At 53.9% G+C, this 24,377-nt stretch carries 21 protein-coding genes and 4 tRNA genes; 11 read left to right on the top strand and 14 right to left on the bottom strand.

The window, feature by feature from the left end; genetic code table 11:
* From OGY83_RS21155 to mltB, 10 genes are all read right to left on the bottom strand, one after another.
* A tRNA-Arg gene (locus OGY83_RS21155) sits at positions 1 to 77 on the bottom strand.
* A 60-nt stretch (positions 78 to 137) separates the two neighbouring features.
* Positions 138 to 214 (bottom strand) — tRNA-Arg (locus OGY83_RS21150).
* 60 nt (positions 215 to 274) lie between these two features.
* A tRNA-Arg gene (locus tag OGY83_RS21145) sits at positions 275 to 351 on the bottom strand.
* 3 nt (positions 352 to 354) lie between these two features.
* Positions 355 to 447: transfer RNA gene (locus OGY83_RS21140), tRNA-Ser, on the bottom strand.
* Positions 448 to 783: 336 nt separating this feature from the next.
* On the bottom strand, positions 784 to 969 hold the full coding sequence (gene csrA, locus OGY83_RS21135; RefSeq protein WP_000906486.1) for a carbon storage regulator CsrA: 186 nt from the start codon (positions 967 to 969) through the stop codon (positions 784 to 786).
* Positions 970 to 1,207: 238 nt separating this feature from the next.
* Entirely contained in the window at positions 1,208 to 3,835 is a 2,628-nt protein-coding gene (gene alaS / locus OGY83_RS21130) for an alanine--tRNA ligase (protein ID WP_103285682.1), read from the bottom strand.
* A gap of 128 nt (positions 3,836 to 3,963) precedes the next feature.
* Positions 3,964 to 4,464, bottom strand: coding sequence for a recombination regulator RecX (gene recX, locus OGY83_RS21125; RefSeq protein ID WP_008785618.1), 501 nt, complete (start codon positions 4,462 to 4,464; stop codon positions 3,964 to 3,966).
* Between the two features lie 86 nt (positions 4,465 to 4,550).
* Positions 4,551 to 5,615 carry a recombinase RecA gene (gene recA / locus OGY83_RS21120; protein WP_003037330.1) on the bottom strand — a complete coding sequence of 355 codons (1,065 nt, stop codon included), beginning with the start codon at positions 5,613 to 5,615 and terminating at the stop codon, positions 4,551 to 4,553.
* 92 nt (positions 5,616 to 5,707) lie between these two features.
* The gene (pncC, locus tag OGY83_RS21115) at positions 5,708 to 6,205 is read right to left on the bottom strand and encodes a nicotinamide-nucleotide amidase (protein WP_048225249.1); all 498 of its coding nucleotides are present in this window, start codon (positions 6,203 to 6,205) and stop codon (positions 5,708 to 5,710) included.
* A gap of 191 nt (positions 6,206 to 6,396) precedes the next feature.
* Positions 6,397 to 7,476, bottom strand: a complete 1,080-nt coding sequence (gene mltB / locus OGY83_RS21110; protein ID WP_079938771.1) for a lytic murein transglycosylase B — start codon at positions 7,474 to 7,476, stop codon at positions 6,397 to 6,399.
* 265 nt (positions 7,477 to 7,741) lie between these two features.
* On the opposite strand from mltB, the gene srlA reads away from it, so the two are divergent.
* The 7 genes from srlA to gutQ all read left to right on the top strand — a co-directional run bounded on the left by srlA (position 7,742) and on the right by gutQ (position 12,663).
* Entirely contained in the window at positions 7,742 to 8,305 is a 564-nt protein-coding gene (gene srlA, locus OGY83_RS21105; protein WP_286636846.1) for a PTS glucitol/sorbitol transporter subunit IIC, read from the top strand.
* Positions 8,302 to 9,273, top strand: coding sequence for a PTS glucitol/sorbitol transporter subunit IIB (srlE, locus tag OGY83_RS21100; protein WP_286636845.1), 972 nt, complete (start codon positions 8,302 to 8,304; stop codon positions 9,271 to 9,273). Before srlA ends, srlE begins: the two co-directional genes overlap by 4 nt.
* 13 nt (positions 9,274 to 9,286) lie before the next feature.
* Positions 9,287 to 9,649 carry a PTS glucitol/sorbitol transporter subunit IIA gene (gene srlB, locus OGY83_RS21095; RefSeq protein WP_286636844.1) on the top strand — a complete coding sequence of 121 codons (363 nt, stop codon included), beginning with the start codon at positions 9,287 to 9,289 and terminating at the stop codon, positions 9,647 to 9,649.
* A gap of 17 nt (positions 9,650 to 9,666) precedes the next feature.
* On the top strand, positions 9,667 to 10,446 hold the full coding sequence (gene srlD / locus OGY83_RS21090) for a sorbitol-6-phosphate dehydrogenase (protein ID WP_286636843.1): 780 nt from the start codon (positions 9,667 to 9,669) through the stop codon (positions 10,444 to 10,446).
* A 55-nt stretch (positions 10,447 to 10,501) separates the two neighbouring features.
* Positions 10,502 to 10,861, top strand: coding sequence for a transcriptional regulator GutM (gutM, locus tag OGY83_RS21085; protein ID WP_063940973.1), 360 nt, complete (start codon positions 10,502 to 10,504; stop codon positions 10,859 to 10,861).
* Positions 10,862 to 10,931: 70 nt separating this feature from the next.
* Complete coding sequence (gene srlR / locus OGY83_RS21080) at positions 10,932 to 11,705, top strand: glucitol operon DNA-binding transcriptional repressor SrlR (protein WP_003037350.1); 774 nt, start codon at positions 10,932 to 10,934, stop codon at positions 11,703 to 11,705.
* The gene (gene gutQ / locus OGY83_RS21075) at positions 11,698 to 12,663 is read left to right on the top strand and encodes an arabinose-5-phosphate isomerase GutQ (protein ID WP_003825938.1); all 966 of its coding nucleotides are present in this window, start codon (positions 11,698 to 11,700) and stop codon (positions 12,661 to 12,663) included. Before srlR ends, gutQ begins: the two co-directional genes overlap by 8 nt.
* Here the strand turns inward: gutQ and norR are convergent.
* A complete protein-coding gene (norR, locus tag OGY83_RS21070) occupies positions 12,660 to 14,180 on the bottom strand; it encodes a nitric oxide reductase transcriptional regulator NorR (RefSeq protein WP_286636842.1) in 1,521 nt (506 codons plus the stop codon). The two genes, gutQ and norR, sit on opposite strands and share 4 nt — an antisense overlap.
* 191 nt (positions 14,181 to 14,371) lie before the next feature.
* Between norR and norV the strand changes: the two genes are divergently transcribed.
* Both norV and norW read left to right on the top strand, forming a co-directional pair.
* Positions 14,372 to 15,820, top strand: a complete 1,449-nt coding sequence (gene norV / locus OGY83_RS21065; protein WP_286636841.1) for an anaerobic nitric oxide reductase flavorubredoxin — start codon at positions 14,372 to 14,374, stop codon at positions 15,818 to 15,820.
* A complete protein-coding gene (gene norW, locus OGY83_RS21060; RefSeq protein ID WP_286636840.1) occupies positions 15,817 to 16,950 on the top strand; it encodes an NADH:flavorubredoxin reductase NorW in 1,134 nt (377 codons plus the stop codon). The genes norV and norW overlap by 4 nt, the downstream gene beginning before the upstream one ends.
* Positions 16,951 to 17,110: 160 nt before the next feature.
* Here the strand turns inward: norW and hypF are convergent, their stop codons facing one another.
* From hypF to OGY83_RS21045, 3 genes are all read right to left on the bottom strand, one after another.
* Positions 17,111 to 19,351, bottom strand: a complete 2,241-nt coding sequence (hypF, locus tag OGY83_RS21055) for a carbamoyltransferase HypF (RefSeq protein ID WP_286636839.1) — start codon at positions 19,349 to 19,351, stop codon at positions 17,111 to 17,113.
* A 143-nt stretch (positions 19,352 to 19,494) separates the two neighbouring features.
* Positions 19,495 to 20,040: an electron transport protein HydN gene (hydN, locus tag OGY83_RS21050; protein WP_003037366.1), complete on the bottom strand. Its 546-nt coding sequence runs from the start codon at positions 20,038 to 20,040 to the stop codon at positions 19,495 to 19,497.
* Positions 20,041 to 20,185: 145 nt separating this feature from the next.
* On the bottom strand, positions 20,186 to 21,199 hold the full coding sequence (locus OGY83_RS21045) for a LacI family DNA-binding transcriptional regulator (RefSeq protein WP_286636908.1): 1,014 nt from the start codon (positions 21,197 to 21,199) through the stop codon (positions 20,186 to 20,188).
* Positions 21,200 to 21,463: 264 nt separating this feature from the next.
* On the opposite strand from OGY83_RS21045, the gene ascF reads away from it, so the two are divergent.
* Positions 21,464 to 22,918, top strand: a complete 1,455-nt coding sequence (ascF, locus tag OGY83_RS21040) for a PTS cellobiose/arbutin/salicin transporter subunit IIBC (RefSeq protein ID WP_286636838.1) — start codon at positions 21,464 to 21,466, stop codon at positions 22,916 to 22,918.
* Positions 22,919 to 22,940: 22 nt separating this feature from the next.
* Complete coding sequence (locus tag OGY83_RS21035; RefSeq protein ID WP_079938795.1) at positions 22,941 to 24,365, top strand: 6-phospho-beta-glucosidase; 1,425 nt, start codon at positions 22,941 to 22,943, stop codon at positions 24,363 to 24,365.
* The last annotated feature ends 12 nt before the right edge of the window (positions 24,366 to 24,377 follow it).

Raw genomic sequence — 24,377 nt, 5'->3', positions numbered from 1 at the left:
TGGTGCATCCGGGAGGATTCGAACCTCCGACCGCTCGGTTCGTAGCCGAGTACTCTATCCAGCTGAGCTACGGATGCATCGGGAAACTTGCTTTACTGCCGATATTGATATCGGGATAAGCGATATCAAGTAAGAGATGGTGCATCCGGGAGGATTCGAACCTCCGACCGCTCGGTTCGTAGCCGAGTACTCTATCCAGCTGAGCTACGGATGCATCAGGGAAACTTACTTTACTGCAGATTTGATGCCGCTGCTAAAGCGCTATCAAGTAATATGGTGCATCCGGGAGGATTCGAACCTCCGACCGCTCGGTTCGTAGCCGAGTACTCTATCCAGCTGAGCTACGGATGCAAATGGCGGTGAGGCGGGGATTCGAACCCCGGATGCAGCTTTTGACCGCATACTCCCTTAGCAGGGGAGCGCCTTCAGCCTCTCGGCCACCTCACCAACACGCCTCTTGCGAGTGCTTCGAAGAACTTGTTTCTGCTCATCGTCGCTGCGTGGCGCACATATTACTTTCTGGGACTTATAAGTCAAACAATTTTTCCAGAGCTTTTATCGTTTGCACATTTCACGCGCAATTAGTCTGCAAAAACGGCAAAAAGAGTGTTTTATCAACAGATAAATTGGCAATTTCCTGGAGCAGTGAACAAACGGAAACTTCGCAGGAAAAGGCATTACGCGCAGTGGAATCGAAAAAATGGGGAAGACAAAGAAGAAAAGAGAAGAAAAAGGGTCACTCAATCAGGTTGCGCCTCACCAGAAAGGTGAGACGCGAAAACCTTAGTAACTGGACTGCTGGGATTTTTCAGCCTGGATACGCTGGTAGATCTCTTCACGATGGACAGATACTTCTTTCGGGGCGTTTACGCCAATGCGCACCTGGTTGCCCTTCACCCCTAAAACTGTCACGGTGACCTCATCGCCTATCATGAGGGTCTCACCAACTCGACGAGTCAGAATCAGCATTCTTTGCTCCTTGAAAGATTAAAAGAGTCGGGTCTCTCTGTATCCCGGCATTATCCATCATATAACGCCAAAAAGTAAGCGATGACAAACACCTAAGTGTAAGCAGTCACGGCATCACATTCTGTTAAACCTAAGTTTAGCCGATATACACAACTTCAACCTGACTTTATCGTTGTCGATAGCGTTGATTCAAACGCTGCGGATTGAAGTCCGCAGCGTCGACTTACGCTTATAATTATTACAGTTTTGCGCTGACCCAGCCTTTCACACTGGCTAACGCTGCAGGCAGAGCCGCAGCATCCGTACCACCGGCTTGCGCCATGTCCGGACGACCGCCACCCTTGCCGCCGACCTGCTGAGCGACCATTCCAACCAGTTCCCCTGCTTTCACGCGATCTGTCACGTCCTTAGACACCCCCGCAATCAGAGAAACCTTACCTTCCACTACCGTTGCCAGAACGATAACGGTAGACCCCAGTTGATTTTTCAGATCATCAACCATGGTACGCAACATTTTCGGCTCAACGTCCGCGAGTTCGCTGACCAGCAGCTTCACGCCGTTGATATCAACCGCTTTGCTGGAAAGATTTGCACTCTCCTGCGCCGCAGCCTGTTCCTTCAATTGCTGCAATTCTTTTTCCAGTTGACGTGTACGCTCCAGCACGGAACGAACTTTGTCACCGATATTCTGGCTATCGCCTTTCAGCAGCTGCGCAACATCGCTTAAGCGATCGCTCTCAGCATGCACGGTTTGAATAGCGCCTTCACCGGTTACGGCTTCGATACGACGAACGCCTGCCGCAGTACCTGACTCGGACACAATGCGGAACAGACCGATATCACCCGTACGGCTGGCGTGAGTACCGCCACACAGTTCGGTAGAGAAATCACCCATGCTCAGAACGCGCACATGGTCGTCATATTTCTCGCCAAACAGCGCCATTGCGCCTTTGGCTTTTGCCGCTTCGAGATCCATGATGTTCGTTTCAATCGGCAAGTTGCGACGGATTTGCGCGTTCACCAGATCTTCAACGGCACGGATTTCAGCAGGCTTCATAGCTTCGGTATGAGAGAAGTCGAAGCGCAGCAGTTTATCGTTAACCAACGAGCCTTTCTGCGCCACATGCGTGCCCAGAACCTGGCGCAGCGCCGCGTGCATCAGGTGCGTTGCGGAGTGGTTCAAACGAATACGCGCACGACGCGCTTCATCCACATCAGCCTGTACCGCATCACCAATTTTCAGAGAACCCGCAGACAGCTTGCCAATGTGACCAATGGCCTGGCCATATTTCTGCGTGTCGCTAACGGCAAACGCGAAGCCAGCGCCTTTCAGTTCCCCCTTGTCGCCAACCTGACCACCAGATTCCGCATAGAACGGAGTCTGATCCAGTACGACAACGGCATCCTGACCGGCATTAATTGCGTCTACTGCTTTACCATCAACAAACAGCGCAGTCACTTTGCCGTTCAGTTCCAGGTGCTCGTAGCCTTTAAATTCTGAGGCGCCATCAACGCGAATCATTGCATTGTAGTCTGCGCCAAAACCGCTGGCTTCACGCGCACGACGGCGCTGTTCTTCCATTGCAGCTTCAAAGCCCGCTTCGTCAACCTTGATGTTACGCTCGCGGCAAACGTCTGCCGTCAGGTCAACCGGGAAACCGTAAGTGTCATACAGACGGAATGCGGTTTCACCATCCAACGTATCGCCAGACAGTTTTGCCAGTTCTTCGTCTAGCAGCGCCAGACCACGCTCCAGAGTACGCGCAAACTGCTCTTCTTCGGTTTTCAGAACCTGTTCAACCATAGCCTGCTGACGCTTCAGTTCTTCACCTGCAGAGCCCATGACGTCCACCAACGGACCAACCAGCTTGTAGAAGAAGGTATCCTTCGCGCCCAGCATGTTGCCATGACGTACCGCGCGACGAATGATACGGCGCAGCACATAGCCACGGTTTTCATTCGACGGCACAACGCCATCGGCAATCAGGAATGCACAGGAACGGATATGGTCGGCAATAACGCGCAGAGACTTGTTGCTCAGATCGGTTGCGCCAGTGACTTTTGCCACGGATTCGATCAATGAGCGGAACAGGTCGATTTCATAGTTGGAGTTAACGTGTTGCAGCACGGCCGCAATACGCTCCAGCCCCATACCGGTATCCACGGACGGTTTCGGCAGCGGTTCCATGGTGCCGTCAGCCTGACGGTTGAACTGCATGAAGACGATGTTCCAGATCTCAATGTAGCGATCCCCATCTTCTTCTGCGCTTCCCGGAGGTCCACCCCAGATATGGTCACCGTGGTCGTAAAAAATTTCGGTACATGGACCGCAAGGACCGGTATCACCCATCTGCCAGAAGTTATCTGAAGCATAAGCCGCGCCTTTGTTATCACCAATACGGATGATACGTTCGCGCGGAATTCCGACTTCTTTTTCCCAGATTTCATAGGCTTCATCGTCAGTTTCATAGACGGTGACCCACAGACGCTCTTTTGGCAGGGCAAACCAGTTTTCACCGGTCAGCAGTTCCCATGCATATTGAATAGCGTCGTGTTTGAAGTAATCGCCGAAGCTGAAGTTGCCCAGCATTTCGAAGAAAGTGTGGTGACGTGCAGTGTAACCGACGTTTTCCAGGTCATTGTGCTTACCGCCCGCACGTACACAACGCTGCGAGGTAGTTGCGCGGGAATAATTACGCTTGTCGAGGCCAAGGAAAACATCCTTGAACTGGTTCATCCCGGCGTTGGTAAACAACAAAGTAGGGTCATTGTTCGGTACCAGGGAGCTGCTGGCAACTACCTGGTGTCCTTTACTATGGAAAAAATCGAGAAACGCCTGACGGATCTCAGCGGTGCTCTTGCTCATAATTATCCTGAAGAAATCAAGCTAACGAAATGTCATTACCAGCATCGGCACGCAAACTGCGCCTCTGGCAATCGAAAAGTGGGAATAAGATAAGTTTTCTTTACTGGGAAGTAAAATCCCGTATGCGGTCAATCGTCAAAATTTCGCCATATTGCCTGAATATCTTCCATCAGATAGCCGCGATAGAGCAAAAAACGCTGGACCTTTATCTTATCTGAAAAATCGACCGGTAAAGGTTCACCGTACTTCCGAATGGCCTGCTCGCGCGCGAGCACTGCCCAGTCAATTTCGCACTCACGCATGGCCCGTTCGATAGCTTCACGCGCGATCCCTTTTTGGTTTAATTCCTGACGCACTCGGGCTGGTCCATAACCTTTGCGGCTACGGCTGGCGATAAACTGCTGCACGAAGCGGTCATCATCCAGATAACGACTTTCAATACACCAGGCGATGACCTTGTCGTAATCCTCCGGCGTGGCATCAATTTCTTCTGGTCCATTTTTTCCCATCACCGGAGCGGCCAGCTTGCGCCGCAGTTCCTGCTCGCTGTGGTCGCGCATCGCCAGAATACGTACGGCGCGGTCAAGCAGTCGGGAATAAGCAGAACGGCGGGAAGTTGCTTCTGTCATAGTAAGCCTTCAGAAATGAAAAAGGGCTGCATGATATGCAGCCCTTAACTATATGTGATTCACAACATGCGATTCAAAACAGATTATCAGAAATCTTCGTTCGTTTCTTTTACGTCTTCGCCGCTGTCATCAACGGAGAAATCAGGCGTTGAATCCTGGTTATTGAGCAGTAACTCACGCAATTTCTTCTCAATTTCTTTTGCGGTTGCCGGGTTTTCTTTCAGCCAGTTGGTCGCATTCGCTTTACCCTGACCGATTTTCTCACCGTTGTAGCTGTACCATGCACCGGCTTTTTCAATCAGCTTCTCTTTCACGCCCAGGTCAACCAGTTCGCCGTAAAAGTTGATGCCTTCACCGTAAAGGATCTGGAATTCAGCCTGTTTGAACGGCGCTGCAATTTTGTTTTTCACAACCTTAACGCGGGTTTCGCTACCAACCACGTTGTCGCCTTCTTTCACCGCGCCAATACGACGGATATCCAGACGAACAGACGCATAGAATTTCAGGGCGTTACCACCGGTGGTGGTTTCCGGGTTACCGAACATCACGCCAATCTTCATACGGATCTGGTTGATGAAAATCAGCAGCGTGTTGGACTGCTTCAGGTTACCGGCCAGCTTACGCATCGCCTGGCTCATCATACGCGCCGCAAGGCCCATGTGAGAGTCACCAATCTCGCCTTCGATTTCTGCCTTCGGCGTCAATGCGGCAACGGAGTCGACAACGATAACGTCAACCGCACCGGAGCGCGCCAGCGCATCACAGATTTCCAGCGCTTGTTCACCGGTATCCGGCTGAGAACACAGCAGGTTGTCGATATCAACACCAAGCTTACGGGCATAGACCGGATCCAGCGCGTGTTCCGCATCGATAAATGCACAGGTTTTACCTTCACGCTGCGCAGCGGCAATAACCTGCAGGGTCAGCGTTGTTTTACCGGAGGATTCAGGCCCGTAGATTTCGACGATACGGCCCATTGGCAAACCGCCCGCGCCCAATGCGATATCCAGAGAAAGCGAACCGGTGGAGATAGTTTCCACATCCATGGAACGGTCTTCACCCAGGCGCATGATGGAGCCTTTACCGAATTGCTTTTCGATCTGACCCAGCGCTGCCGCCAACGCTTTCTGTTTGTTTTCGTCGATAGCCATTAATTACTCCTGTCATGCCGCTTTCGGGTTAAACCGCGAAACGTGGTAGATAATGTTCTGTTGAGGCAATTATACTGTATGCTCATACAGTATCAAGTATTTTGTAGAAATTGTTGCCACAGGGTTTGTAACGCGTAGACGGTCGCCTGTCGGCGTACAGCGTCGCGATCGCCGCTGAAGCATTCCCGACGCGTAATCCCCTCGCCGCTCGCGCTGGCAAAGGCGAACCATACGGTACCCACGGGCTTTTCTTCACTGCCGCCATCCGGCCCGGCAATACCGCTGATCGAGACCGCGAAATGCGCGCGGGCAGCTTTTAGCGCGCCAATTGCCATCTCCACCACCACAGGCTCGCTCACCGCCCCATGCTGGGCCAACGTCTCTTCGCGCACGCCAATCATCTGTGCTTTAGCTTCGTTGCTGTAGGTCACAAACCCGCGCTCAAACCAGGCGGAGCTTCCGGCAATATCCGTAATCGCTTTGGCCACCCAGCCGCCGGTGCAGGATTCCGCCGTCGTAACGGTCGCCCCACGCGCTTTCAGCGCCAGGCCAACCTGCTCGCTTAACTGCATCAGTTCACTGTCAGTCATTTCAGCCTCTGTCAGTTAAAAAATATGCCGGACAAGATAGCACTTTCACAACCAATGTGGGGATGGAGAGAACGTTTTACGAGGGGGATTCCAAAAATTGCTCCGTTGCATAAATAAGATCTGCCGGATGACGATGTCAGGGCATCTTATCCGGCCTACAAGAGATTTCTTCCCGTAGGCCGGTGGAGCGATTACTGCACGCGCGCCAGCGCGACCGCCTGACCCAGCTGCCACACGGCCATCGCGTAGTGGGTACTGTGGTTGTAGCGGGTGATGGTGTAGAAGTTCGGCAATCCATACCAGTACTGATAGCCGGTACCAATATCCAGGCGCAGCAGGCTGGCCTGCTGATGATTACCCAACGACTGCTGTGGCGTCAGACCCGCGGCAGCAAGCTGAGAAATGCTGTACTGGGTTTTAAAACCATTCGCCAGCCCAGGTGCCTGACCATTTGCCGGAACCGCGACCATATCGCCTTTCACCCAGCCGTGGCCCTTGAAGTAGTTCGCCACGCTACCGATGGCATCAACCGGATCCCACAGGTTAATGTGGCCATCACCATTAAAATCAACGGCATATTGTTTATAGGAAGACGGCATAAACTGGCCGTAACCCATCGCGCCGGCAAAAGAACCTTTCAAATCGAGCGGATCGTCGCTTTCATCTCGCGCCATCAGCAGGAAGGTTTCCAGTTCACCAGAGAAGTATTCCGCACGACGAGGATAGTTAAACGACAGCGTCGCCAGCGCATCCAGAATACGGGTTTTGCCCATCACGCGGCCCCAACGCGTTTCAACGCCGATAATGCCAACGATAATTTCCGGCGGAACACCATAGACCTGCCACGCACGGTTCAGAGCATCTTCATATTGATTCCAGAAGGCTACGCCATTTTGCACGTTGTCAGGTGTGATGAACTGTTTGCGGTAGCGCAGCCATGCGCCGTTAGGACCGGCTGGCGGTTGAGTCGTCGGTGCCTGGCGGTCCATCAAACGCAATACCGAGTCCAGACGCTTGGCCTGCGACAGGATCTCCTGCAGCTGCTGGCGGTCAAAGCCGTGCTTGTTCACCATTTTCTCGATGAACTGCTGCGCGTTTGGATTATTGGCAAAATCACCGCCCGTTTGCATGACGTTATGCTGTGGCTCAAGCAGGAAGCCGCCGGATGGCGCACCCGTAGTCGTTTGAGTCTCTGAAGGTTTAGGTTTGCTGCTACAGGCAGCGAGCAGTACGAAAAGGGGGAGTAACGCTACATAACGACGCTTGAACATGAGACATCCATTAAACAAATTCAGCCTGGGAGAAGTATGGTAAAGCATCCTCCGCCATACAAGGAAGCGGTAGTCGCTCTCCTTCACAGAATTTACATCCCCTATCATCTCTGACCATCACATTTGCGAGCCTTCACGCAATAACTTTCAAATTAAAATATTTATCTTTCAATTTGAGATCAAAATAACACTTTCAAATCTTTCAATATGATTAAAATTAACCACCGTTTGGCAAGATAACTAAAAACCCCTACAGGAGAGAATAATGATCGACACCATCACACTCGGTGCTGAGTGGTTTATCGGGCTGTTCCAGAAAGGCGGAGAAGTGTTTACCGGCATGGTGACCGGTATTCTTCCCCTGCTGATTAGCCTGCTGGTCATCATGAATGCGCTGATTAACTTTATCGGCCAGCAGCGTATTGAACGTTTTGCTCAGCGCTGCGCCGGAAACCCGCTGTCCCGCTATTTGCTGCTGCCGTGCATCGGCACATTTGTATTTTGTAACCCGATGACGCTGAGTCTGGGTCGCTTTATGCCAGAAAAATACAAGCCCAGCTACTACGCCGCCGCCTCTTACAGTTGCCATTCCATGAACGGCTTATTCCCGCACATCAACCCCGGCGAACTGTTTGTCTATCTGGGGATCGCCAGCGGCCTGACCACGCTGGGGCTTCCACTTGGCCCACTGGCGGTGAGCTATTTGCTGGTTGGTCTGGTGACTAACTTCTTCCGCGGCTGGATGACTGATTTCACCACCGCCATCTTTGAGAAAAAAATGGGCATTCAACTTGAGCAGAAAGTGCATCTGGCGGGAGCAACATCATGACGCGTATTCGTATTGAAAAAGGCACCGGCGGCTGGGGCGGCCCCCTTGAACTGGATGCCGTTTCGGGCAAGAAAATTGTCTATATCACCGCAGGAACTCGCCCCGCAATAGTCGACAGGATAGCAAGCCTGACCGGTTGGCAGGCCGTTGATGGCTTCAAAGAGGGCGAGCCTCCGGAGAGCGAAATTGGCGTGGCGATCATCGACTGCGGCGGCACGCTGCGCTGTGGGATCTACCCCAAACGCAGGATACCGACGGTGAATATTCACGCTACGGGTAAATCCGGCCCGCTGGCTCAGTACATTGTCGAAGATATCTATGTCTCTGGCGTGAAAGAAGAAAACATCACGATTGTCGGTGAGGCATCCGCTGCGCCGCAACCTGCAAGCAGCACTATCGGTCGCGATTACGACACCAGTAAAAAGATTACCGAACAAAGCGACGGCCTGTTGGCAAAAGTGGGAATGGGCATGGGTTCAGCCGTTGCGGTTCTGTTCCAGTCAGGACGCGACACCATCGATACCGTCCTGAAAACTATTCTGCCATTTATGGCGTTCGTCTCGGCACTGATCGGCATCATTATGGCTTCGGGTCTGGGAGACTGGATTGCCCATGGACTCGCACCGCTGGCCAGCCATCCGTTAGGACTGGTCACTCTGGCGCTGATCTGCTCTTTCCCGCTGCTGTCGCCTTTCCTCGGCCCTGGTGCGGTTATCGCCCAGGTTATCGGCGTTCTGATCGGCGTACAGATTGGTCTGGGGAACATTCCTCCGCATCTGGCGCTACCTGCCCTGTTCGCCATTAACGCCCAGGCTGCATGTGACTTTATTCCGGTCGGGTTGTCGCTGGCCGAAGCGCGTCAGGACACTGTCCGCGTCGGCGTGCCATCCGTACTGGTAAGCCGTTTTCTGACCGGCGCACCTACCGTTCTCATCGCCTGGTTTGTTTCCGGCTTTATTTACCAATAAGAGGCACTCAAAAATGACCGTGATTTATCAGACCACCATCACCCGTATCGGCCAGAGCGCCCCGGATGCACTGTGCGACCAGATGCTGATTACCTTTCGTGAAGGCGCGCCCGCGGATATCGAAGAGTTTTGTTTCATCCATTGCCACGGAGAGCTGAACGGCCCATTGCAAGCCGGGATCCAGTTTGAACTGGGTCAGCATCACTATCCGGTCACGGCCGTTGGCAGCGTGGCGGAACAAAACTTACGTGAACTCGGGCATATCACCCTGCGCTTTGACGGACAGAGCGAAGCGGAATTCCCCGGCACTGTACACGTTGCGGGCCCCGTCCCGGACGGTATCGCCCCGGGCTGTATTTTGAAATTTGTTGCTTAAGATTGAAGGAGATAAAAATGAATCAGGTTGCCGTTGTCATTGGTGGAGGCCAGACCCTGGGGGCATTCCTTTGCCGTGGGCTTGCGACAGAAGGATACCGCGTCGCGGTGGTGGATATTCAAAGCGATAAAGCTGCCAACGTCGCGCAAGAAATTAACGCCGAGTTTGGCGAAGGCACCGCGTACGGTTTTGGCGCAGATGCCACCAGCGAACAGAGTGTGCTGGCGCTGTCGCGCGGAGTGGATGAAATATTCGGTCGTGTCGATCTGCTGGTTTACAGCGCGGGTATCGCTAAAGCCGCGTTTATCAGCGACTTTCAGCTTGGGGATTTCGACCGCTCGCTACAGGTCAATCTGGTCGGCTACTTCCTCTGTGCACGTGAATTTTCACGCCTGATGATCCGCGATGGCGTGCAGGGACGCATTATCCAGATCAACTCAAAATCAGGGAAAGTGGGCAGCAAACACAATTCAGGCTACAGCGCGGCAAAATTTGGCGGCGTGGGCTTAACTCAGTCGCTGGCGCTGGATCTGGCAGAGTACGGGATCACCGTACATTCTCTGATGCTCGGTAACCTGCTGAAATCACCGATGTTCCAGTCGTTATTACCGCAATATGCGACCAAGTTGGGTCTTAAGCCAGACGAAGTGGAGCAGTACTACATTGATAAGGTTCCGCTTAACCGCGGCTGCGATTATCAGGACGTGCTAAACATGCTGCTGTTTTACGCCAGCCCGAAAGCCTCTTACTGCACCGGGCAGTCCATCAACGTCACTGGCGGCCAGGTGATGTTTTAATGTTGAATTGCCGGATGGCGGCTGCGCTTATCCGGCAAAATCAAAGGAGTACATAATGGTTTCCGCACTGATTACCGTCGCCGCTATCGCCTGGTGCCTGCAACTGGCGCTTGGTGGCTGGCAAATATCCCGCTTTAACCGGGCGTTTGATCAACTCTGTCAACGGGGTCGGGTTGGTGTTGGTCGCTCCGGTGGGCGTTTTAAACCGCGCGTGGTGGTGGCCATCGCGCTGGATGAGCAGCAGCGGGTGACCGATACGTTGTTTATGAAAGGTCTTACGGTATTCGCCCGACCAGGCAAAATTGCCACGATAATCGGCAAACATCTTGATGATTTACAGCCTGATGTGATCTTTCCCCATGATCCGTTAGCGCAGAATGCACTATCATTGGCGCTTAAACTGAAACATGGGTAATTTCGTTGTGAATGCTAATAGCTTGCGAAATTATCATTTTGCAACCTATTAAGTCAGGGTAATCACGCCTATGAAACCTCGTCAGCGTCAGGCTGCCATACTGGAGCATCTGCAAAAGCAGGGCAAATGCTCGGTTGAAGAACTGGCCCACTACTTTGACACGACCGGCACGACCATTCGCAAAGACCTGGTCATTCTGGAAAATGCCGGAACCGTCATTCGTACCTATGGCGGCGTAGTATTAAATAAAGACGAATCCGACCCGCCAATTGATCATAAAACGCTAATCAATACGCATAAAAAAGAGCAGATTGCCGAAGCCGCCGTCCGTTTTATACACGATGGCGACTCTATTATTCTGGATGCGGGTAGCACCGTATTGCAGATGGTGCCGATGCTCACGCGCTTTAGCAATATCACCGTCATGACCAACAGTCTGCACATTGTTAACGCCCTTTCGGAGCTCGACAACGAGCAAACTATCCTGATGCCCGGCGGGACCTTTCGCAAAAAATCTGCGTCATTTCACGGTCAGCTGGCAGAAAACGCCTTTGAGCAGTTCAGCTTTGATAAACTCTTCATGGGCACCGACGGCATCGACCTTAATGCCGGTGTGACCACCTTTAATGAGGTGTTTAGCGTCAGTAAAGCGATGTGCAATGCCGCTCGCGAAGTGATTCTGATGGCTGACTCGTCAAAATTTGGGCGCAAAAGCCCTAATGTTGTATGCAGTCTGGAAAGCGTCGACAAGCTGATTACCGATGCGGGTATCGACCCTGCGTTTCGTCAGGCGCTGGAAGCAAAAGGGATTGAAGTGATCATAACCGGAGAAACCAATGAGTGATGCACTACTGAACGCGGGCCGTCAGACGTTAATGCTGGAGCTACAGGAAGCCAGCCGACTGCCAGAGCGACTGGGCGATGATTTTGTCCGCGCCGCCAATACTATCATCCACTGTGAAGGCAAAGTCATTGTCTCCGGGATTGGTAAATCAGGCCATATTGGCAAAAAGATCGCGGCGACCCTCGCCAGTACCGGCACACCCGCCTTTTTTGTGCATCCGGCGGAAGCGCTGCACGGCGACTTAGGGATGATCGAAAGCCGTGATGTCATGCTGTTTATCTCCTACTCCGGCGGTGCGAAAGAGCTGGATCTCATCATTCCGCGCCTGGAAGACAAATCCGTCGCACTGCTGGCAATGACCGGAAAACCGACATCACCGTTGGGTCTGGCCGCCAAAGCCGTGCTGGATATTTCCGTTGAGCGCGAAGCCTGTCCGATGCGCCTGGCACCGACGTCCAGCACCGTGAATACGTTGATGATGGGCGACGCGCTGGCGATCGCCGTGATGCAGGCGCGCGGCTTTAACGAAGAAGATTTTGCCCGCTCGCATCCGGCAGGTGCGCTGGGCGCTCGTCTGTTAAATAAAGTGCATCATCTGATGCGCCGTGACGATGCCATACCTCAGGTGAAGCTCACCACCAGCGTGATGGACGCGATGCTGGAACTCAGCCGCACGGGTCTTGGCCTGGTCGCGGTCTGCGACGACCAGTCACTGGTGAAAGGGGTCTTTACCGACGGCGACCTGCGCCGCTGGCTGGTTGGCGGCGGAGCGCTCACCACTCAGGTTAGCGAAGCAATGACCCAGAATGGCATTACGCTGCAGGCACAGAGCCGCGCGATTGACGCCAAAGAGATCCTGATGAAGCGCAAAATCACTGCCGCACCGGTGGTAGATGAAAACGGTAAACTCACCGGTGCTATCAACCTACAGGATTTCTATCAGGCCGGTATTATCTAATCCTTCAGACCCAGACGTTTCGCCAGCCGGTGCAGGTTGGCGACGTCTGTTTCCAGCGCCCGCGCACTTGCCGCCCAACTGTGATTATTTTGCGCCAGTGCCCGGCGGATCATCTCCCGCTGGAACGACTCTGTGGCTTCACGCAGATTGTGATGTTGCGGGATCTCCGCAACAACTTCCGCCGCCTGCGGAGCCGGAGCGTCATCCTGCAGGGCAAAATGCTGCGTCTCCAGCACCACTTCATCCCCTGCCCTGGTCGCCCTTGCCAGAACTACCGCCCGGTGAATGGCATGCTCCAGCTCGCGCACGTTTCCGGGCCAGCCGTAATCCAACAAATGGCTACGCGCGCCGGGGCTTAACACCACGCGGGAAAGACCCAGCCGCAGTCGACATTGCTCGCAAAAATAACCGGCCAGCAGCACCACATCTTCGCCGCGCTCACGAAGAGGCGGTACGGAAAGGGGAAAGACGCTCAGACGGTGGAACAAATCCGCACGGAAATTCCCGGCCAGCACCTCTTCGCGTAAATCACGGTTCGTCGCCGCCAGCACCCGCACATCTACGCGCAGGCTGCGATCGTCACCGACGCGCTGAATATCGCCGTACTGCAATACGCGCAGCAGCTTAGCCTGTAGCGCCAGCGAGAGTTCGCCTATCTCGTCGAGAAATAGCGTCCCATTGTCGGCCATTTCAAACTTACCGCTACGATTGCTGATAGCCCCGGTAAATGCGCCTTTTACGTGACCAAACAGCTCACTTTCGGCTACGGTTTCCGGCAGCGCCGCGCAGTTCAGATACACCAGTGGATTCACCGCGCGCGGCGAACCTTCATGGATAGCTTTAGCCACCAGCTCCTTCCCGGTCCCCGTTTCGCCGCTAATCAGTACGTTGAGATCGGACCCCGCCACAATCTCAATTTCTTTTTTCAACTGCATCATATTGGGCGACAGGCCAATCATCTGGGTTTCCGTCACCTGCTCAAAAGCCGTTGATGAGCCTGGCAGCATATTCTGGCTTTCCAGTTGTTCAATCAGCAGCGCATTGCTCAGCGCGCCCGCCGCCAGCGCGGCAATCAGCCTAAGCTCCTCATCGCTGAAAACATCGAACTGATCGGGCTCCATGCCATCCAGAGTTAACGCACCAATCAAATTTTGACCGGCGAACAACGGTAGCCCAATACAGGCATGCACCTTCAGACTCTCCTGCCCCGGAATCAGACCATCATACGGGTCTGGCAAATCGCTGTCGGCAGGGAAACGAACCACGTCTCCGGCGCGGGCAATCGCCTCCAGACGCGGATGCCCTTCCAGAGTAAAGCGCCTGCCGAGAACATCCTGCGCCAGCCCATCGATCGCCAGCGGAATAAACTGTCGCGACTCATAGCGCAGCAATGCTGACGCGTCGCACTCCAGCACCTGACGCAAGGTGGTTATCAGGCGTTGAAAACGGTCCTGATGCCCAATACCGCTTTGTAATTCAATGGCGATGCCCGCCAGCACGTCTACGGAAAAGCTCATGACTACCTCATTGTCATTTTGACAATTCATATTGTCATATTGACAATAAAATGAATAGTCATTTTGACTACCACTTAATAAGCAAAAAACAATAAACCCTTTAAAATCAATAAAATAAAAAGTTGGCACGCAACCTGCAATAAGCAAAACATCTTTTTTAGAAAAACGCTGAATTAATTACTGAGGTTGCTATGTCTATTCTGGTTAAAAATAACATTCATTGGGTTGGCCAACGTGACTGGGAAGTTCGTGATTTCCACGGTACTGAATACAAAACGCTGCGCGGCAGCAGCTACAACAGCTATCTCATCCGTGAAGAAAAAAATGTCCTGATCGATACAGTAGACCACAAGTTTAGCCGTGAATTCGTACAGAACCTGCGCAGTGAAATTGACCTCGCGGATATCGACTACATCATCATTAACCATGCGGAAGAAGACCATGCTGGGGCGCTGACTGAACTGATGTCCTGCATCCCGGATACGCCGATTTACTGCACAGCCAACGCCATTGACTCCATCAACGGGCATCACCATCACCCGGAGTGGAATTTCAACGTGGTGAAAACCGGTGATTCACTGGACATTGGTAACGGCAAACAGCTGATCTTCGTTGAAACGCCAATGCTGCACTGGCCTGACAGCATGATGACCTACATGACCGGCGACGCGGTGCTGTTCAGTAACGACGCCTTCGGTCAGCACTACTGCGACGAACGTCTGTTTAACGACGAAGTTGACCAGACCGAACTGTTCGAACAGTGCCAGCGTTACTACGCCAACATTCTGACGCCGTTCAGCCGTCTGGTTACACCGAAAATTACTGAGATCCTCGGCTTCAACCTACCTGTCGATATGATTGCTACTTCCCACGGCGTGGTATGGCGCGACAACCCGACGCAAATCGTGGAAATGTATCTGAAATGGGCGGCGGATTATCAGGAAGACCGCATCACCATTTTCTACGACACCATGTCCAACAACACCCGCATGATGGCCGACACCATTGCCCAGGGCATCAACGAAGTTGACCCGAACGTGGCAGTAAAAATCTTTAACGTCGCCCGTAGCGATAAGAACGAAGTTCTGACTAACGTCTTCCGCTCAAAAGGCGTGCTGGTCGGTACTTCGACGATGAACAACGTGATGATGCCAAAAATCGCCGGTTTGGTGGAAGAGATGACCGGCCTGCGTTTTCGTAACAAACGCGCCAGCGCCTTTGGTTCACACGGCTGGAGCGGCGGTGCAGTAGACCGTTTGTCCACGCGTTTGCAGGATGCTGGTTTCGAAATGTCGCTGAGCCTGAAGGCGAAATGGCGTCCGGACCTGGATGCACTGGAACTGTGCCGCCAGCACGGCCGTGAAATCGCTCGTCAGTGGGCACTTGCTCCGCTGCCGGAAGCAACCGTGAAAGCCGCATCCAAAGAAGAAGAGTGCGCTTGCGCCGCTGCGGCTGCCGCCGATCTTGGCCCTAGCATGCAGTGCAGCGTGTGCCAGTGGATTTACGACCCAGCAAAAGGTGAACCGCTGCAGGATGTCGCGCCGGGTACACCGTGGAGCGACGTGCCGGATAATTTCCTGTGTCCAGAATGTTCATTAGGTAAAGACGTCTTCGACGTACTGGCAACGGAGGCAAAATGAGCCGCGGAATTGTCATTATTGGTTCGGGCTTCGCCGCCCGCCAGTTAGTCAAAAATATCCGTAAGCAGGATGCACATGTCCCGCTGACCTTGATTGCTGCGGACAGCATGGATGAGTACAACAAGCCCGATCTCAGCCATGTTATCAGTCAGTCACAGCGTGCAGACGACCTCACCCGCCAGTCGGCGGGGGAGTTTGCCGAACAGTTTAATTTGCGCCTGTTTCCGCACACCTGGGTAACCGACATCGATGCTGATGCCCACGTAGTGAAAAGCCAGGATCAGCAGTGGCTGTACGACAAGCTGGTGCTGGCGACGGGCGCTTCAGCCTTTGTACCGCCGGTTACCGGACGTGAGTTAATGCTCACGTTGAACAGCCAACAAGAGTATCGCGCTTGTGAAACGCAGCTGCGTGACGCCCAGCGGGTGCTAATTGTCGGCGGCGGCCTGATTGGCAGTGAACTGGCGATGGATTTTTGTCGTGCCGGTAAAGCAGTAACGCTTATCGACAACGCCGCCAGCATTCTGGCTTCGCTGATGCCGCCGGAAGTCAGCAGTCGCTTACAGCATCGTCTGACCGATATGGGCGTACACCTGCTGCTGAAATCACAGCTTCAGGGGCTGGAGAAAACGGCGTCAGGTATTCGCGCCACGCTCGATCGTAGCCGCAGCGTAGAGGTCGATGCGGTGATCGCTGCAACCGGCTTACGCCCGGAGACCGCACTGGCGCGTCGCGCTGGATTGAACATCAATCGTGGCGTCTGCGTCGATAGTTACCTGCAAACCAGCCACCCGGACATTTATGCTCTCGGCGACTGTGCGGAAATTAACGGTCAGGTACTTCCGTTCCTGCAGCCGATTCAACTGAGCGCCATGTATCTGGCGAAAAACCTGCTCGGCGGCAATGCGCCATTGAAACTGCCAGCCATGCTGGTAAAAGTCAAAACGCCAGAACTGCCTTTGCATTTGGCCGGGGAAACCCAGAGCCGCGATCTGAACTGGCACATCGCTGCCGAAGCTCAGGGGATGGTCGCCAGAGGGATGAACGACGAAGGCCAGCTGTGTGCGTTTGTCGTCAGTGAAGACCGCATGAAAGAGGCCTTTGCACTGCTGAAAACGTTGCCCGTGTAAGTCTGCAATGCCGGATGGCGCCGCTTCGCGCCTTATCCGGCCTACGACCTGCCCGGCAACGCTGCTACTGATTTATTAACCTCACGCACATGGATGTGCGTTGCCACTTGTCGGTATGCCCCGACATGTTTTTCTTGCCCCGCCAGTCCCGGGGCTTTTTTTATTTTTGCGCCAACGTTCGCGCCGCGGCAATCACGCCCTGCCCCAATGACAACCCGCCGTCGCCCGCCGGTAAACGCTGCGGGAACAGTAAGGTAAAATCACGCAGATAAAACGCCAGCCGGGCCGACAATAAGCGGTTATGCATCACGCCACCACTGAATACTAACGTCTTAATCCCGCGCGCTTCGGCCTGCTTTCGCATCAGAGTGGCAAACCCACGCGCCAGTGCGTCGTGAAACGCCCACGCCCTTTCTGCTGGTTTGGCCTGCCAGTTCAACCATTGCTGCCAAAAAACCGCTAAGTCCAGCTGATTGTCATCAAGCGGCAGCGTGACAGGGTGATCAACGCCATCACATTGCGATGCCATCGCCTCAAGCGCACAGGCCGCTTCACCTTCATAACTCAACGATTCCGGCGCACATTGCAACGCGGCGGCAACAGCGTCAAACAGTCGTCCGCACGATGACGCCAGCGGAGCGTTAATTCCCCGTTCAATAGCGCGCGCCAGCATGCTCCAGTTTTGATGTTGCAGCGCCGATGTTTCCGGATAACGCTGCCAGTCAGAAACAAAACGCAGGCACTGCGCGAGCAGATTACGCCACGGCTGTTTTGCCGCCAGATCGCCACCCGCCAGCGCTACCGCCGGTAAGCCGCCAAGGTGTTCGCATTCACGATAGTTGACCCGCAAACACTCCCCACCCCACAGCGCGCCGTTTTCCCCCATGCCGATACCGTCTAGCGTCAGAGCAATCACGTCGCCACCGTCGAGCGGCCAGCTGTGCTCCGCAAGACATGCAGCGGCATGCGCATGGTGATGCAGCACCGTTTCAGTTGGCAGCTCCATTTCGCTGGCCCACTGGCTGGAAACATAGCCAGGGTGTGCATCATGCACGATACGCTGCGGCGTAAAATCATAAATGTTCTGGATCAGGCGTAGCGCATCACGCCACTGTTGCTGAATGCCGTCATCGCTGAGATCGCCCAAATGCTGGCTGATAACCGCTTGTTCGCCACGTACCAGACAGAAAGTATTTTTCAGATCCGCGCCTAAGCACAGCATCGGCGGCACGCCGAGAAATCCCGGCGGTAGTGCGACCGCATCCGGCACATAACCCCGGGAACGACGCAGCATTTCCCCACTGTCACGCACCACGGAGTCATCCATCCGCTGCACAATTTCGCGATTATGCAGCAGGAAACCATCGGCAATGTCGTGTAAATCTTCCAGCGCCTGGGCGTTGGTAATGGCCGGAGGCCTGCCGCTGAGGTTGCCAGAGGTCATCACCAGCGGACAATTCATCTCTTGTAAGAGCAAATGCTGTAACGGATTCGCTGGCAGCATAACGCCAACCTCCGTTAACCCTGGCGCAATGCCCTCGCTCAATGCAGCGACATAGCGTTTCTGCACCAGCACGATCGGCGCAGCAGGGGTAGTCAGCAAACGACGAGCGGGTTCAGGCAATCCTTCATCAGAGGGCAGCATCACTGCCAGAGGTTTCGCCGGACGGTGTTTGCGCAGCCTGAGTAGCGCTACGGCGTTATCATTTCGCGCATCGCACACCAGATGAAACCCACCAATGCCTTTAACCGCCACAATACCGCCTGCTTTCAGCCGCGATACCGCCGCCTGTAGCGCCTCTTCTTTCTCCACCCGCTCACCCGCACAGAACCACTCCAGATGAGGGCCGCATGCCGGACAAGCCACTGGCTGGGCGTGGAAACGACGGTCGTACGGATCGCGATACTCTTTGTCACATTGCGCGCAGAGCGGGAATGACGCCATTACGGTAAACGGACGATCGTAGGGCATAGCGCGGATAATCGTAAAACGCGGACCACAGTGGGTGCAGTTGATAAAGGGGTATCGGTAACGACGTTCGCCGGGGGTGTTCATTTCAACAAGGCATTCGGGACAGGTCGCGGCGTCCGGAACAATTTGCGTATTCATCGTACCGCCAGCACTTTGACGAATCGAGAAATCGGCAGGCTGCTGCGTCCAGGCGAATGGTTCGCTCTCAACGCTGTCAATGCGCGCCAGCGGTGGGCAGTGTTGATGCAACTGCGCAATAAATTCCGCTGGATCTTCCTGTAAGCGCACAACCACACCGTCACCGTCGTTACACACATCGCCATGCAGTTGTAACCGCTGCGCCAGTTGCCAGACGTAGGGGCGAAATCCGACGCCCTGTACCTTACCGCGAATACGCAGCTGTACGCCGGAGTGGTTGTTTATTGTCATTAAGTCGTTCCCGCAGTCATCTATCCCGGTTTGCCTGATGGCGCTACGCTTATCAGGCCTACGTGGATGCGAACAGTAGGCCGGATAAGGCGAAGTCGCCATCCGGCATAAGTACTACCGTATTTTACGCGGATTTTCAGATATCAGAACAGCAAAGATGCGGTGGAATCCAGCGCGGCGCGACGGCGTTTTTCCGCGCTAAGTTGCTCAAGCTTATTGCGATCCACATATATCAGCGCGTGAGTCGGGCACACTTCCATACAGGCAGGACCGGCCTCACGATGGTGGCACAGGTCGCACTTATTGGCTTCAGCTTTTTCAGCACGGACGTTCAGACCCGCGCCGCTGTTACGCACAACCGGACGCACAACCACTTCCATTGCACCATAAGGGCAAGCCACAACGCAGGTTTTACAGCCAATGCAGCGTTCCTGCATTACGTGGACAAAGCCTTTATCACGGCTGATCGCACCGTTCGGGCAGACGTTAGCGCACGGCGCGTCTTCGCACTGGCGGCACAGCGTCGCCGTGGAGACATTAACGCCTTTGATGACGTGAATGCGGGGTAAAAAGGTTTCAGGGGTCAGCGATGCGCAGTCCTGGTTATCCTGATGGGATACCACGCAGGCCACTTCACAGGTACGGCAACCAATGCATTTATTGGCGTCTGCAATGATGAAACGGTTCATCAATTTCTCCAGCAATGACAGAATATCTGCCGAAACATACACAAATCGTGCCAGAATTTAATTCATTGTTATTAAAAGAGTTTTATTTTGAAGAACGCAAGAAGAGCGTGTCATCGTCACTAGTGACGATGACAAATGACAGCCGTCAGCGCGAAACGGGCGGCGCAACTGAGTCGCGCGCAATGAGTTCACCGGTGAAGGTCTTTGGCGGCGTAAACGCCCCGTCACCTAACATAAAGATCAGGCGCCCAATCGTTTCCTGAATCATTTCGGTTACCGGAATTTTAACGCTGGAAAGCGCCGGAATAGTGTATGGCGCGAGGGCGATATCATCAAAGCCAATCACCGACACCTGTGCGGGAACGCTCACGCCATACTCATGCAACTGCTTCATCGCGCCGATCGCCATATCGTCATTACTGGCCACCAGCGCGGTAAAATTGACCTTGCGCGAAAGCAAAGTTTTCACACCCGCAGCGCCGCAGGCTGGCGTCCATTTCCCTTTAACAATCAGATCATTATTTAGCGCGATACCATGATGTGCCAGCGCGTCTTTATAGCCTGAAAGTCGCTCCACGCCGGTTGGCGAATCCATCGAGCCGGTAATAAAACCAATCTCTTTATGCCCGGATGCAATGAGCTGAGTAACGGCGTTAAAGCTGGTCTGCTTTTGATCGCACCATACGCTGTGGCTACTGTTTTTCCGCAGGCGTCGATTAAGCACCATAATCGGCTGGCTGTGGGCATCGATGATATCGTCTATCTCATCCACGCTGAGAAAACGCGGATAAATCATAATCGCGTCACAGCGCAGGTCGAGCAGGTACTGGATCGCCTGGCGCTCTTCCTCAGCGCTGTGCTTACCGTCAGCCAGTAACAGCTGGCGTCCTTTATCTTCCGCCATCCGCGCGGTATGAAACAGCAGTTCGCTGAAATAGACGCCGTGATAAAGGGTATTTGTTACCACCAGACCCAGTGTCTGCGTGGTTTTCGCTGCGAGACTGCGCGCCAGCAAATTTGGGCGGTAACCACTCTCTTCAATGGCCTGAAACACGCGGTCTTTGGTTTCCTGGCTAACATAGCCGTTCCCGGAAAGCACCCGGGAAACCGTCGCTTTCGACACCCCGGCACGCTTCGCCACCTCCAGCATCGTGGTCATATTACTCATCCCTTTTCTCTCAATGTGACGCAGTGTACTGCACCGCTTTGCCGCTGTCCTTGCTGCTAAATCGCAGACGCTGACATCTGGTGATCGGAGTCGCAATTACAAGAAATGATCAAAATTAAATCTTGATCAGTTTATGTAATTTAAACATGATTTTGTGGAACCGGTTTCCTATCTGCGTTTCATCAACCCAGAAAAGCGACCCACGTAAACGGATAAAACATAACGTACTCTACTGATAAAACAGGATTAAATCCGATGTCCAAGAATTATGCAGCGCTGGCGCGCTCCGTTGTGACGGCTCTGGGAGGCGTCGACAACATCACAGCAGTGACCCACTGTATGACCCGTTTGCGTTTCGTTATCAAAGATGACTCGCAGGTCGACAGCGCGACGCTGAAGTCCCTCACTGGCGTGTTGGGCGTGGTGCGCAACGAGAACCAGTGCCAGGTGATTATCGGCAACACCGTTTCGCAGGCATATCGCGAAGTGATCAGCCTGTTGCCTGCCAACATGCAGCCTGCTGAGCCGCAAACCAAACCCCGACTGACGCTGAAGCGGATTGGCGCGGGGATCCTTGATGCGCTGATCGGCACTATGTCGCCGTTGATCCCGGCGATTATCGGCGGATCAATGCTCAAGCTGCTGGCGATGGTTCTGGAAATGACCGGCGTGCTGGTGAAAGGATCGTCCACGCTCACCATTCTGACCGTCATTGGCGACGGTGCATTCTTCTTCCTGCCGCTGATGGTCGCCGCGTCGGCCGCTATCAAATTTAAAACCAACATGTCGCTGGCTATCGCCATCGCGGGCGTACTGGTGCATCCCAGCTTTATCGAGCTGATGGCGAAGGCCGCGCAGGGTGAGCACGTTGAGTTTGCCCTAATCCCGGTGACGGCGGTGAAATACACCTACACGGTGATCCCGGCGCTGGTCATGACCTGGTGCTTGTCATACATCGAACGTTGGGTCGATCGTATTACTCCGGCGGTGACCAAAAACTTCCTCAAACCGATGCTGATCGTGCTGATCGCCGCCCCGCTCGCCATCGTCATCATTGGCCCAATCGGTATCTGGATCGGTAGCGCAATTTCAGCGCTGGTCTATACCATTCACGGCTATCTCGGCTGGCTGTCGGTGGCCATTATGGGCGCGCTGTGGCCGCTGCTGGTAATGACCGGTATGCACCGCGTCTTTACGCCAACCATTATTCAGACCATTGCCGAAACCGGAAAAGAAGGCATGGTGATGCCGTCGGAAATCGGCGCCAATTTGTCGTTAGGTGGTTCATCGCTGGCAGTGGCATGGAAAACCAAAAACCCGGAGCTGCGCCAGACTGCGTTAGCGGCAGCCGCCTCAGCCATCATGGCGGGCATTTCTGAACCCGCGCTGTATGGCGTGGCAATTCGCCTGAAACGTCCGCTGATTGCGAGCCTTATCAGCGGTTTTATCTGCGGTGCTGTTGCCGGAATGGCCGGGCTTGCAAGCCATTCCATGGCGGCTCCGGGCCTGTTCACCAGCGTACAATTTTTCGATCCGGCCAATCCGATGACCATCGTTTGGGTATTTGGCGTGATGGCGCTGGCGGTAGTGCTTTCCTTTGTATTAACACTGATTCTCGGCTTTGAAGATATTCCTGTCGAAGATGCAGCCGCGCAGGCCAGAAAAAACCAGGCCGCACAACCGGGCAATATCAATGGAGCCAGCATTTGACTGGTATGAACTGAGGTTAATTATGTCTGTTTTTCCGCAAGGATTTTTATGGGGCGGCGCATTGGCCGCCAACCAGTCTGAAGGGGCATACCGGGAAGGCGGCAAAGGGCTGACTACCGTCGATATGATCCCCCACGGCACACACCGCATGCCCGTCAAACTGGGTCAGGAGAAGCGCTTTACGCTGCGGGATGACGAATTTTATCCCAGCCATCAGGCGATCGACTTTTATCATCGCTATAAAGAAGATATCGCGCTGATGGCGGAAATGGGGTTTACGGTTTTTCGTACTTCCATTGCCTGGAGCCGCCTCTACCCCAACGGCGACGAGATGGCGCCGAATGAAGACGGAATCGCGTTTTATCGGGCCGTGTTTGCCGAGTGTAAGAAATACGGTATTGAGCCATTAGTCACGCTGTGTCACTTCGATGTGCCTATGCACCTGGTCACCGAGTACGGCTCCTGGCGTAACCGCAAAATGGTGGAGTTCTTTACCCGCTACGCCCGTACCTGCTTCGAGGCCTTTGACGGTCTGGTGAAGTACTGGCTGACGTTCAACGAAATCAACATTATGCTGCACAGCCCCTTTTCAGGCGCCGGGCTGGTATTTGAAGAAGGTGAAAATCAGGATCAGGTGAAATATCAGTCCGCTCACCACGAACTGATAGCCAGCGCCCTGGCGACTAAAATAGCCCATGAAATTAATCCGCAAAACCAGGTCGGTTGTATGCTGGCTGGCGGTAATTTTTATCCTTATTCGTGTAAGCCGGAAGATGTGTGGACCGCGCTGGAAAAAGACCGCGAAAACCTGTTCTTTATTGATGTGCAGGCTCGCGGGGCCTACCCGGCTTACTCTGCCCGCGTGTTTCGCGAAAAAGGCGTGGTAATCGAAAAAGCCCCGGAAGATGACGACATCCTGAAAAACACCGTCGATTTCGTCTCGTTCAGCTATTACGCATCGCGCTGCGCCTCCGCTGAAATGAACACGGGCAATACCAGCGCTGCCAACGTGGTGAAGTCGCTGCGTAATCCGTACATTGCCGCCAGTGAATGGGGCTGGGGCATCGATCCGCTCGGCCTGCGCATCACCATGAATATGATGTATGACCGCTACCAGAAGCCGCTGTTTCTGGTGGAAAACGGGCTGGGAGCGAAAGATGAAATTGATGCTAACGGTGAGATCAATGACGACTATCGCATCAGCTATTTACGCGAACATATTCGCGCCATGGCAGACGCGATTGAAGATGGCGTGCCGCTGATGGGTTACACCACCTGGGGCTGTATCGATCTGGTTTCTGCCTCAACCGGTGAGATGAGCAAACGCTACGGTTTTGTGTACGTGGACCGCGATGACGCGGGCAACGGCACGCTGGCGCGCACCCGTAAGAAATCATTCTGGTGGTACAAAAAAGTCATCGCCAGTAACGGTGCCGATCTGGCATGACGGATCTGCCGG

The sequence above is a fragment of the Citrobacter sp. Cpo090 genome, assembly GCF_030332665.1.
Classification (GTDB): Bacteria; Pseudomonadota; Gammaproteobacteria; order Enterobacterales; family Enterobacteriaceae; genus Citrobacter; species Citrobacter portucalensis.
This window is presented reverse-complemented; position numbering and strand designations above follow the sequence as displayed.